This window comes from Variovorax sp. 01N429 (assembly GCF_056399425.1).
In genome coordinates this window covers 40,548-52,979 of the sequence record NZ_JBFTRG010000009.1, presented here as the reverse complement: position 1 = coordinate 52,979, position 12,432 = coordinate 40,548, and the positions used below count along the sequence as shown (strand labels likewise).

7 protein-coding genes are annotated in these 12,432 nt (G+C 64.3%); 5 read left to right on the top strand and 2 right to left on the bottom strand.

Annotation, left to right across the window (positions count from 1 at the left end; genetic code table 11):
* Positions 1 to 116 precede the first annotated feature (116 nt).
* The gene (locus tag AC1DSF_RS17180; protein WP_478125653.1) at positions 117 to 335 is read left to right on the top strand and encodes a hypothetical protein; all 219 of its coding nucleotides are present in this window, start codon (positions 117 to 119) and stop codon (positions 333 to 335) included.
* Positions 332 to 8,497 (top strand): glycoside hydrolase family 94 protein, encoded by an 8,166-nt coding sequence (locus AC1DSF_RS17175; protein WP_478125652.1) that lies wholly within the window; start codon positions 332 to 334, stop codon positions 8,495 to 8,497. The genes AC1DSF_RS17180 and AC1DSF_RS17175 overlap by 4 nt, the downstream gene beginning before the upstream one ends.
* A 416-nt stretch (positions 8,498 to 8,913) precedes the next feature.
* Here AC1DSF_RS17175 and AC1DSF_RS17170 read toward each other — a convergent pair whose 3' ends face one another.
* Positions 8,914 to 9,600 carry a Crp/Fnr family transcriptional regulator gene (locus AC1DSF_RS17170; protein WP_478125651.1) on the bottom strand — a complete coding sequence of 229 codons (687 nt, stop codon included), beginning with the start codon at positions 9,598 to 9,600 and terminating at the stop codon, positions 8,914 to 8,916.
* 113 nt (positions 9,601 to 9,713) lie between these two features.
* Complete coding sequence (locus AC1DSF_RS17165; protein ID WP_478125650.1) at positions 9,714 to 10,433, bottom strand: Crp/Fnr family transcriptional regulator; 720 nt, start codon at positions 10,431 to 10,433, stop codon at positions 9,714 to 9,716.
* A 274-nt stretch (positions 10,434 to 10,707) separates the two neighbouring features.
* Between AC1DSF_RS17165 and AC1DSF_RS17160 the strand changes: the two genes are divergently transcribed.
* The 3 genes from AC1DSF_RS17160 (at position 10,708) to AC1DSF_RS17150 (ending at position 12,383) form a co-directional block, all read left to right on the top strand.
* Entirely contained in the window at positions 10,708 to 10,974 is a 267-nt protein-coding gene (locus AC1DSF_RS17160; protein WP_478125649.1) for a hypothetical protein, read from the top strand.
* Positions 10,949 to 11,221: a DUF1488 family protein gene (locus tag AC1DSF_RS17155; RefSeq protein ID WP_478125648.1), complete on the top strand. Its 273-nt coding sequence runs from the start codon at positions 10,949 to 10,951 to the stop codon at positions 11,219 to 11,221. The genes AC1DSF_RS17160 and AC1DSF_RS17155 overlap by 26 nt, the downstream gene beginning before the upstream one ends.
* A 118-nt stretch (positions 11,222 to 11,339) precedes the next feature.
* On the top strand, positions 11,340 to 12,383 hold the full coding sequence (locus AC1DSF_RS17150; RefSeq protein ID WP_478125647.1) for a Cj0069 family protein: 1,044 nt from the start codon (positions 11,340 to 11,342) through the stop codon (positions 12,381 to 12,383).
* Positions 12,384 to 12,432 lie beyond the last annotated feature (49 nt).

The window sequence follows — 12,432 nt, the reverse complement described above, 5'->3', positions numbered from 1 at the left end:
ACGTCGAAACCAGACAAAGAAGACACAAGAGTCTGCAATTAAGAGTACCCTGACAGTCACGTTCACAGCTCTCGCAATTGCGCGGTGGTCAAGGTTCGTCCACAGGAATCTTCGCCATGTCGCCCCCCCAATTGCTCGCCGGTTCTCAAATCGAATTCATCACCGGCGACTTTGACGCGCTGTCTGCCCACATGCGACATTGCGCGTTGGCACGAGGGCGATGGTTTTCGATCAGGAGCCATCTACAGCGGGTGCGTTCAGTCGCCGCTGGCCGCCTCGTGACCATGGCCTGCGTGGCCGCGGTGCTCGGCATCGGACTGTTCGCGGTCGCTTGAGTGCCGCTGCGGTCGTCGCCCGGCTCGCCATGCTCAGCGAATATGCACGCCGTCTCCTCTTTGGCCCCCATCCGCAGGTAGAACCCCCGATTCGGGCGGAGCTGTTCGGTGCGCAACGTTTCGAGCAGCACGGCCAAAGCCTGGCCCGCGCGCAGGTGGTGCAGCACGACGCCTCTCGCGGCGGCAGCGCTCCTTTTTTCCCGAGGGTGGACAAAAACCTCGAATCGCTGCGCGAGTCCTTCGACTACATCGCACTGACTTCGCGCAGCGGCCGCTATGTGACGCCGGCGGCCGAATGGCTGCTCGACAATTTTCATTTGGTCGAGGCGCAACTCCATCAGATTCGCGAGGGCGTGCCCCGCAGCTACTACGCGCGCCTGCCCAAGCTCTCCGAAGAACCTTTGACCGGCCTGCCGCGCGTCTACGGTATCGCTTGGGCCTATGTGGCCCATACCGACAGCGTGCTGAACGAGGAGCTGTTCACCGCCTTCCTCAACGCCTATCAAGACGTCGACGAACTCGCGCTCGGTGAACTGTGGGCTTTACCGACGACGCTACGCGTGGTGCTGCTGGAAAATCTGCGGCGCGTCGCCGAAAGCATCGCCGAGCACAAGGCCGCACGGGAGATCGCACATGCAGTGTGGGATGCGGCGGGGGCGCTGTGCGTGCAGGACCTGGATGTGCTGTACCGCGCGCTTCAAAGCCGCGGCATGCAGTGGATCTATCTCACCCAACTGTGGCAGCGTCTTCCGGTCGAGCACGGGGACGACTTACCTGTGCTCGTGAAGTGGACGGAACAACACTGCCCCAATGGTCCCGCGCTGATTGCAGAGGCGCAAACCGCGCAGGCGGCCGCCAATCTCACCGTCGGCAACATCATCACGACGCTGCGCATGATCGGCCAGCTCGAGTGGGCCGACTTGATCGAACCGGTCAGCCGGTCTTTGCGCGTGCTGCGAACACTGCCGAGCTTCAGCCGCGAAAGTGAAATCACCAGACGGCAGATCACTCACGCCATGGAGCAGGTCGCGCGCACAAGTCGCCACCCTGAAAGCGAAGTCGCTCGGGAGGTATTGCGCCAGGCATCTGACGCCGTGGCCGAGCCGCGCAAGCCAGAGGACGACACGGACCCTTGGTTGCTGGCCCAACAAACGGCAGGCTATTACCTCTTCGGTGAAGGTCGTACGTCATTGATCGCTGCGCTGGCGGCGGGCGGCAGCGGCGCGCGCCCTCTCGCGCAGCCGAAGACTGCGCCCGGCAACTGGCGCCTGCCGCTTTACGTGATCACGATCATCAGCGGCATCGCGCTGCTGCTCGCAGCAGCGGTACACGAACTCGATCGCGTCGGATGGCAGGTCGCAACTTGGAAGTCGATCGTGGCGCTGGTACTGCTTGCCTGGCCGCTTTCTGAAGCAGTGATTGCGCTGCTGCACCGCATCTTGGCTGAGTCGACCCATGTCAACGCATTGCCGCGGCTGGATTTTGCGGAGGGCATTCCGCAAGCGCATTCCGTACTCGTGGTCATTCCGTCCATGCTGGATTCGCTCGAAGCCAATGCGCAGCTTGTCCATCGCCTCGAGCTCCATTGGCTTGCGAGTCGCGAGGACCATGCGCAATTTGCGCTGTTGACGGACTGGGAAGATGCGCCGCACGCCGAGATGCCGGACGACTCGGCCTTGCTGGATGACGCAGTCCGGCGCGTCTCAGCCCTCAACGAGGTATATCCCGCTCCGGCGTCCGCTCCTCCTCGCTTCGCGCTTCTGCATCGTCCACGAACGTGGTCCGACACCGAACAGCGCTGGATGGGCTGGGAGAGAAAGCGCGGCAAGCTCGAGATGCTGCTGCGGGTGCTCGCGGTCGGCGATACGAGCGGATTTGTTCCGATGGCCGCGGGATTTAGGCTTGCGGCACGAATCCCCTATGTATTGACGCTCGATAGCGACACCGGCCTGCCTCCAGGCACGCTACGCGAACTCGTCGCGGTGGCGGCTCATCCCCTCAATGCGCCGCAGATCGACCAAGTCGGCCGACGCGTCGCTGCTGGCTTTGGCATCTTTCAGCCGCGCGTCGTCGCACCCTTTCCCGAGCGGCGCGAGCGCTCGTTGTTTCACTGGATGTTCGCGGGCCAATGCGGACTCGACCCTTACAGCAACGGCGCTTTCGACATCTATCAAGACTTCTTCGGCACCGGCTCCTTCACCGGTAAGGGCCTGCTCAATGTGCAGGCCGTGCATTTCGCGCTGGATCGGCGCGTGCCCGATGGCCTCGTGCTGAGCCACGATTTGCTCGAAGGCACGGTTGCCCGCTGTGCGATGGTGAGCGACCTGGTCCTGCTCGAAGACCATCCCCACCATCCCGGTGTCGCCGCCTCGCGCATTCACCGCTGGACGCGCGGCGACTGGCAGCTGTTGCCGTTCATGTTGCACGCGCGACGCTTCGGAATTGACGCACTCGGCTTGTGGAAGATGACTGATAACCTGCGGCGTGCCATGGTAGTGCCAGCGTCCGCGGCGCTGCTCGCATGGGTTGTCTTCACCGATTCATTCCCCTTGAGCTGGGCGCTCACCGCTGTGGGCGCGGCGCTCGTTCTCGGTCCGTTGCTGGGAGCGCTCGCGGGGCTGGTGCCGACGCGGCGCTCGATCGAGCTGCCCCACTTTTTTGATGTCGGTTCCGTCGAGTTGCTTCGCGCCACGGCCAGCGGTGCATGGCAGTTCGTGCAACTCGCGGCGCAGACGCTCCTGCTTCTGGACGCCTCCGCACGCGCTGCGTGGCGGATCGCAGTCAGTCGGCGACATTTGCTCGAATGGACGACCGCAGCCCAGGCGCAAATGCAGGCGCGCTACGACCTGCCTGCGTTCCTGCGAGGTGCGGGTTTGACGAGCGCGGTGTGCATCGCGCTCGCGGTGGCGTCGCTATGGAGCCCGCACCCCCAAGTGGGTGCTGTTCTTTTCGTGCTGTGGATGCTCGCCCCCCTCGTCGCTTGGTGGAGCAGCCGCACGCCAATCGAAGGCGCGCTGACTGGCGAACAGCACGGCTATCTCGAGGCCCTGGCACACGACACCTGGCACTTCTTCGAGCGCGTGGTCGGCCCCGAGGACAACCATCTGCCGCCTGACAACCTGCAACTCGATCCCGAACCGATCATTGCCCATCGAACTTCGCCCACCAACATCGGCATGTACCTTCTGTCATGCTGCTGTGCACGTGAGTTCGGGTGGATCGACACGCCAGCGCTTGCTGCTCGGCTGACCGCGACGCTTGACACTGTCGATCGGCTCGAAAAGCATGAAGGCCATCTCTACAACTGGTACGACACGCAAACGCTGCGGATGCTGCCGCCCGCCTATGTATCGAGCGTGGACAGCGGCAACCTGGCGGGCCATCTGATTGCCGTTGCGCAGGCGTGCCGCAGCTTTTCTTCCGGAAGCATCCAGTTGGAGACGATCGCTCGGCGTTGCGAGATCTTGTGCGCCGGAATGGATTTCCGAGGGCTCTATGACGTCAAGCGGCACCTCTTTCACATCGGCCTGCGGGTCGAAGAGAACGCCCTCGATGCGAGCTACTACGACCTGCTCGCCTCCGAATCGCGCCTCCTGAGCTTCCTTGCCATTGCGAAGGGCGACGTCCCCCAGCGGCACTGGATGGCACTCGGCAGGCCCTTTCTCTCGGTGGGCGTGAGAGCCGGCCTCAAGTCCTGGTCTGGCTCGATGTTCGAATACTTGATGCCGGCGCTCGTGATGGCGGAGCCGGTCGGCGGTTTGCTGCAAGTCGCCAACCTTGCCGCCATCAGTGAGCAGCAGAACTTCGGCTCGACGCAGAACCTGCCATGGGGCGTTTCGGAGTCGGCCTACTTCGCGCGGGACCATTCGCTCGCCTACCAGTACTCCCCCTTTGGCGTGCCCCGCCTTGCGCTGCGTAGAACGCCCCCGACCGATCGCGTAGTCGCGCCTTACGCCACCGCAATGGCGGCGCTGCTGCGGCCGGTCGATGCTTTCGAGAACCTTCGTCTGCTCGAGTCGCTCGGCACACGCGGCGAGTTCGGCTTCTTCGACGCGGTCGATTTCACCGTCTCGCGTCAGCCCGCCGGCCAGCCCTTTACCATCGTGCGCAATGTCATGGCCCATCACCACGGCATGACGCTCGTGGCGCTTTGCAACGCCGCGCGCAACGGTGCGCCGCGCCGCTGGTTCGGCAGCGCACCCCTCGTGCAGGCGCATCAGTCGTTGCTTCACGAGCGTACGCCGCGGCAGATCATCGGCAGCGCGGATCCGCGCACACCGCCAGTGCCGGCAATTGGCGAAGCGCCTCCCATCTATCAACCACGGGTGGTCGATCCGATGGAGCGCGGCTTTCAACCCACGCACTTGCTGTCCAATGGTCAATACACAGTGGCGCTGCGCGCCAATGGCGCGGGCGTGAGCCGCTGGCGGGCGTTCAACGTGAGCCGTTGGCGCGACGATCCGCTGCGCGACGGCTACGGCACGTTCTTCTACGTGCGCGATGCAGGCAGCAGCGCGCTGGCCTCCTTGACAGCCTTGCCTGCCCCGGGCGAAGACTGGCGCTACCGTGCGCGCTTTCTGGCCGACCAGGTTCAGTTCGACGCGAGCGGGCCGGGATTGCAGGCGCGCATCACGGTGCTTATCAGTCCCGAGGACGACACGGAACTGCGCACTGTATCGCTGCACAACACGGGCGCCGAGACGCGCACCATGGAACTCTTTTCATATTTTGAGCCGGTACTCTCCGACCCGAAGGCAGATGAGGCGCACCCGGCTTTCGCCAATCTTTTCCTCGAGAGCCGCTGGGACCCGGATTGGCGCGCGCTGCGGATGTCCCGCAAGCCTCGGCTGCAAGGCGAACCCATGATGGCGGCCGCGCACTTCATCGCAGCGGTCGATGCTCTGGTGCTGGCTGTCGACTGCATGACCGACCGGCGCGCCTTCGTCGGGCGCAATCGCACGCTCGCGACGCCGGTGCTCGATCCGCAACCGCGGGGGGCCGACGGCTTGCCGATCAATGGCCTCGATCCTATTGCCTGCTTGCGCGTGCGTCTTTCGATTGCGCCAGGAGCCACTGCGCGCGTGACCTTTGCGACCGCTGCCGCCGACAGCGCGGAGGAACTGATGCCCCGCATCGATCGGTATGCGCAGCCGATGCACGTCCAACGCGCGACGCGCATGGCAGCCACTCTCGCGCAGGTGAGATTGCGCGACCTGAGCATCGACCCGGCGACGAACGTGGCGCTGCAGGACCTCACCACGATCCTTACATACACCACGCCTCGTGTCATGCGCGATCGCGGCTTGATCGACCTGCATCAGATCTGGCGCTTCGGAATTTCGGGCGACAAGCCGATCGTTCTGGTCACCATCCACTCCATCGCTGGAATGGGCCTGGTCGACACGTTGCTGCGCGCGCAACCTTGGTGGGGATTTGGCGGCGTGGCTTGTGACCTGGTGGTGCTCAATAGCGAGCCGCAGTCATACCTGATGCCGCTGCAACGGGAGATCGAAGCGCTGCGCACTCGTGTCGGCCAACAGACGCAGAACAGCTTCCCGCGCAACGACGCCGCGGGGTTCTACCTGCTGCGCGACGCCGAAGTGGCGCCTCCGGAAAAAGCGGCGCTGTCCAGTCTGGCGCGCGTGGTCTTTACCGCCGACGGAAGAGCGCTCGAATCCCAGGTGGCAGCGCTGCGCCAGGCCGCAGTCAGCCCGAACAACCTTCCCAGGGTAGTGCGCTTGGCGGCTCCGCCGGTCCAGGCGGCCCCGCAAGCGCGCCAAGTCGATGCAGCAGCGAACTCGTTGCAAGGCGACTTCGACCCCGAGAGCGGCGAGTTCCGCTTCGATATCGACATGCACCGTCGCCCGATGCGGCCCTGGATCAACGTCATCGCCAATGCGTCGTTCGGCTTTCAGGTCTCGGAATCGGGCGCCGGCTACACATGGGCCGTGAACAGCCGGCTCCACCAGATCACACCCTGGTCCAACGATCCTGTCTGCGACCCGACGTTTGAACACTACCTGCTGGAAGATCTTGACACTCGCGAATTGCTACCGCTGACGCCTGGGGGATCAAGTACCGCCACCGCCACAACGCACCGCGTGCGCCATGGCCAGGGCTACACCGTCTTCGAGTGCCTGCACCGCGGCGTGATGATGGAAACGACATTCTTCGTTGACCGTGACGAGCGGATGAAGCTTGTGCACGTCGAAGTACGCAACGACGGTGCAAGTGCGCGCCGGCTACGTGCGCTTGCCATGGTGGAGTGGCAACTCGGGGCGGCGCGCGGGGAGCGCCGCACCGTGCATACGTGGAAGGCCAATGATCTGCCAGCGGTGTTCGGCCAGCAGCGCGAATCGAGTGCAGGCTTCGGCGGCAGCACCGCCTTCGTGCAACTTGCAGGGCTCAACGCAGCGGCACAGTGGACCTGTGACCGCGGCGAATTCTTCTCAGGCGGCCAAGGCGCGATCGAACTGCCTCAGACACTGAACGCGCGCGGCGGCAGCGGCCTCGATAGCTGCGCGGCCATCGCGGGCGAGTTCAGCCTGCCGGCCAGCGAGAGCGTCAGCTTCACCTTCATGCTGGGACACGCGGACGATCCGGAGGCCGCTATGCAGATGGCCCGCCGCTGGCAGCAACGCAGCGGTGCCGAAGCGTTGTCGCAGGCGCGCGCATTCTGGGACGAACTGCTGGGTCGGCTGCAGGTGCGCACGCCAGACCCGCTCTTCGATGCGATGGTGAACCGTTGGCTGATGTACCAAACGCTGTCATGCAGGCTCTGGTCCAAGGCCGGCTTCTACCAGGCCGGCGGCGCCTTCGGCTTTCGCGACCAGCTGCAGGATGCAATGGCCTTTGCACTGACTGATCCGGCGCGTCTTCGCGACCAGATACTGATCAATGCGGCGCGTCAGTTTCCCGAAGGCGACGTACAGCACTGGTGGCACATGCCAGGCGGCGCAGGCGTGCGCACGCATTTCTCAGACGATCTCTTGTGGCTGCCCTATGCTGTTTCGCACTACATCGACGTGACGGCGGATCGCTCTGTGCTCGATGAGACAGCGCCCTTCATCGAAGGGCCGGAAGTTGCACTTGGGGCCGAGGACGCGTACTACGCGCCGCAGATCGGCACCCGGGCGGCCAGCATGTACGAACATGGCGCGCGCGCCATCGATCGCAGTCTCGCGACCGGCATACACGGATTGCCGCTGATGGGCACGGGCGACTGGAACGACGGTATGAACCGCGTCGGCCATGAGGGCCGCGGGGAGTCGGTCTGGCTGGCATGGTTCCTCTGCGATGTGGTTGAGCGCTTCGCGCCGTTTGCGGAATCGCGCGGCGATCGAGTTCGAGCGCAGCGATGGCAGACGGCTCGGCGGGGCTGGGTCGAGGCCTTGCATGCATCGGGCTGGGATGGCGCGTGGTTCCGGCGCGCCTTCTTCGACAACGGCGCGCCGCTGGGCTCATCGAGCGATGAGGAATGCCGCATTGACCTGATCGCCCAAGCGTGGGCGACGATCTCGCGTGCCTCGGACAAGGAACACACGTCGAGAGCGCTGTCATCGATGAAAGAACTCCTGCATGACGTGCCCCACGGCTTGATGCGCTTGCTGCACCCGCCCCTGGTGCAATCGACGAACAACCCCGGATACATCCAGGCCTATCCCCCCGGCGTGCGAGAGAACGGCGGGCAGTACTCGCACGCGGCCGTGTGGGCACTGATGGCGCAAGCACTGGAGGGCGATGTCGAAGCGGCCTGGCTCACATTCGAGGGCCTGAGCCCCGCACATCGCGCGCGACATCCGCAAAGGGGACCACTGTATGAGCTCGAGCCCTACGTGATGGCTGGAGACGTCTACGGCGGGGCCCCCTACGCCGGTCGCGGAGGCTGGAGCTGGTACACCGGCTCGGCGGGATGGTTGCATCGGGCCGCCGTCGAGACCCTGCTGGGGCTGACGGTGCGAGGGGACCGACTTTCGGTCACGCCCAGGGTGCCGGCGGACTGGCCGGGTTTCGAGTTGACGCTGAAATTGGCGGAACGCGGGTTCGTGCTGCGATACGGCCATGTCGAATCGGACGAAGCGACGCACCGCATCGCCGTGGGCGAATGGATCGCATGGGCGGCGTTGCCGGAAGGAGCGGTGGTTCAGGTGGACCCAGCGTGATGCTTGCGCGCGGGTATGCCTTTGACAACGACCAATGCCACCTGCAGCGCTTTCGTTCAGTGATGGAGGCAGAGCGAGAAAGCTGCGACAACAGCGAGCCCGCGAACCATTCGGGACCGAGCCGGGGCGCTGGCGGCGACTTTCAGAGCGTCTGCAGCCCACACTGCTACCGGCCCTGACTCAATCGACGCGCCCCTTGATCAGTCAGGTATTCGCAGCCTCTTGGGTCGGATGCCACCAAGCCATTGGACCTCAAGCGATGTGATACGCCAGTCGTTTCGGCGGGCCGGCTCCTCCCATTTTCATTTGCCAGGCTTTGCAACCTATTCCACTGTGCATCGTTGAGCTGGATTTTCTTGGCCATTTCCCCGCGTGTGGAATTTAACTCTTGGCAGTAGACGAAGGCTTGCGTGACGTCACAGCAATTCATGATATGCCCTCCGGTCTGCGCCGTAGCACGCGCAGGCCACCGCTTCGAGCCCCTCGCGATCCAGTACTGTCAGGGTGCCGCGACGGTACTCGATCAGCTCCTTCCGCTGAAGGGCACCAGCGGCTGCCGTGATGCCAACACGACGCACGCCTAGCATGTAGGCCAGAAATTCCTGCGTCATGGCGAAGCTGTCGGCATGCGCGCGGTCCTGGCTCATCAGCAACCAGCGCGCCAGGCGCGGCCCGATCAGATGAAAGCGCAGGCATGCAGCGGACGCGGCCAACTGCATCATGAGGACATGCGTATAGCGGGCCATTGCGCGCCGCAGCGCGGAGCTATGCTCAAGCTCGCGCCGGAAGTTGGCAGCGGTGAGGCGCCAGGCGGTGCCAGGGCCCTGCACCACCGCGCGTAACGGCGTGGTCGAAACGCCAAGTGCCAGATGCGCTCCGAGCATGCCTTCGCGGCCGACCATGCCGACCTCCAGGCCCGGATGGCTATCGATACGGGCGACTAGTGAAATGAAGCCGTCGACTGGAAACCAGGCAAAGCGGGTGTGCGCTGCGTGCTCGTACACCACATCCCCCAGCACCAATTGAACCGGCTGGCAAACAGCAAGCAAACGCTTGCGATCTGCGCGGGGCAGCAATTGGATGAGATGGTTTTCTGGGGCCAACGGACGCTTTCGAAGGGTAAGGCGCCGTAGTCTGCCCGCCGCCGCGCACCCTGACTGTCTGCCAACGCACACAGCGGCAAGTGATCGGCAGCGCCTCGCTCACGCACGAACGCTCAGGTCGCAATGTCGGCCGGAAGCAGCCGGTCGTACTCGGACTTGACGACCGCATAGCACTCGCAGGTGCGCTTCTCCAGCCCCGCGCGATCCAGCACCGAGATGTGGCCGCGCGCATAGCGGATCAGGCCGGCCTGCTGCAGCTTGAGCGCACCCTCGGTCACGCCTTCGCGCCGAACACCGAGCATGTTGGCAATCAACTCCTGCGTCATCACGAGCTCGCTACCCTGCAGGCGGTCGAGGCTCAGCAAGAGCCAGCGACACAGTTGCTGGTCCAGCGAATGGTGCCGGTTGCACACAGCCGTCTGGGCCATCTGCGTAATCAATGCCTGGGTGTAGCGCAGCAGCAGGTGCAGCACAGGACCTGCCCGGTTGAACTCCTCTTTCATGAGATCGGCCTGCAATCGGAACCCCCGGCCGGCGCTCTGCACCACCGCACGGCTGGGCGTCGATTCGCCACCCATGAAGAGCGAAATGCCGACGATGCCCTCATTGCCCACCACCGCGATCTCGGCCGAGGCGCCGTTCTCCATCACGTACAGCAACGACACGATCGACGTGGTCGGAAAGTACACGTGACTCAGCGTTCTGCCCGATTCATAGAGTACCTGCCCCAACGGCATGTCGACAGCCTCAAGTTCTGGGAACCAGCGCTCCCGCTCGGGGTCCGCCAGCGCGGCAAGCAGATGGTTCTTCAACGGGTCGGGGGACTTGGGCATCGCGCAAACTCCGCAGCAAAGAAGACACCTAGGATCAGCCGGAGCGGCGCCCCTCGCGCACCCGACAAAGCCAGTATAGGGGTCGCTGCTTGCCTGTGTGCGGTGCCGCACAGTAACCGCGACGCGACTCGAAGATCAAAGCAGAGGATAGGCGTCGACTTGAGCGGCCAAGCCGCCGGCCGATGCATTGTGTCTGTGCGCTACCGAACTGACGACCGGCCGTGCGTGGCGTAGAAGGGACCATCGGGCTCAGCCCCTGCTCAAGCAAGGCACCATGGAATACGACCGCGACTCGACGCGCCTTTCTTATCAAGGCTGGGAGATAAGCAGCCACCTCAGCAGTGTTTCCTTGGGCGGCACGGTGGCCGCAGGCGCGATGCTGTACTTCAAAGACGCGTGCCAGTGCCACATCATCTCGTGCAGGCAATTCGCCCATGGCAGCGATGCCATCCATGCCATCGAAGCAAGAGCGTCGCTCTGGATCGATGACCGAAGAAGCAATCCCAGAACCTCCCATGTCGTACCCTCCTTTCTTTCATGAGGCCTCGGGCTCCGTCCACTTTTGGGTTCCCATCGATGGCGCGCTGGTGGGCGCGAGCATTGGCAAGGAGACTCTGCATTACTGCTATCGGCCGACCGCCAGTGACGACGAGCCGCTGGCGACCTACCAGCATCACGCGCAGGAAATCGATGCGGCTGTGCGCAGGCGCGTCTCGGGCGGTTCCGTCGAGCCGGTGATGTTGCGCGACTACGACCTGCACGAAGCAACGGGAAAGGGCATCGAATAACCTCAGAACGACTCGGCCTCGGAGTCTCAGCAAACTTCGCAGCTTCACAAAGGCCGGCCGGTGGGCGTGGTCGGCCGAGCACTCCTATCAGATGGCTGAAACCGCGCGGATGAACGTCATGCCATCTACTCGCCCGCCATCTGTGGCCTTGCTCTACCCGGGCGATCGTCCGATCCGCGAGCGCAGCGATCCGGCCGAAAGCCGCTTCGCGGCCTTGTTCGCAGCCTTCGCGAGGGCCGGCGTGGCCGCGGAACCGGCTGTCTATCATGACGAATTTGCCGATGAGGTTGCCGCGCAGCTGCGGCGCGTCGACGCCGTGCTCGTCTGGTGCAATCCAGTCGAGGGCGGTCGCCGCCGCGATCGGCTCGACGCTGTGTTGCGTGAAGCAGCGCAGGCAGGCGTCTTCGTCAGTACTCATCCCGACACCATCCTGCGCCTGGGCACAAAAGATGTGCTGGTTGACGTACGTGACCTGCCCTTCGGCAGCGATGCGGTCCGCGTCGACACCCTCGACGAGCTTGCAGCCGGGCTGCCCGATCGCCTGCGCCACGGAGCGCGCGTGCTCAAGCAATATCGAGGGCATAGCGGCATCGGCGTGTGGCGGGTCGAGGGTATCGAAGACTCGCCGCTGCTGCGCGTGCGGCATGCGCAACGCGGCAGCGAGGAAGAGCGCATGGAGCTGCCGATATTGCTCCAGCGCATGGCGCCGTATTTCGAACCTGTCAACGGCGGTCACATGATCGACCAGGCTTGGCAACCGCGTCTGGTCGACGGCATCGTGCGCGCCTATATGGTCGAGGACCGCGTGACCGGGTTCGGCCACCAGGCCATCAATGCGCTGCACCCGGCACGTGCGGGCGAAGAGGCGCCCACGCCGGGGCCACGTCACTATCACGGCGCCGAGCTGCCGCAATTCCAGACGCTGAAGCGTCTGCTCGAAACGCAATGGATAGCGCAACTGCAACAACGCCTCGGCTTGACGCGCGCGCAGTTGCCGATGCTGTGGGACTGCGACTTCATGCTGGGCGAGCCGGCCGACGGTGATCCCGAACGCTTCGTGCTCTGCGAGGTCAACGTCAGCAGCGTCTCGCCCTTCCCGCCTTCGTCGATCGATCCGCTGGTGCAGGCCGTGAAGGCGCGTCTTGCATTGCGGTCCGACTGAGCAAGTGGCCACGCGGCGTCGTGGGTCAACACCGAACCGTGGCGGTACG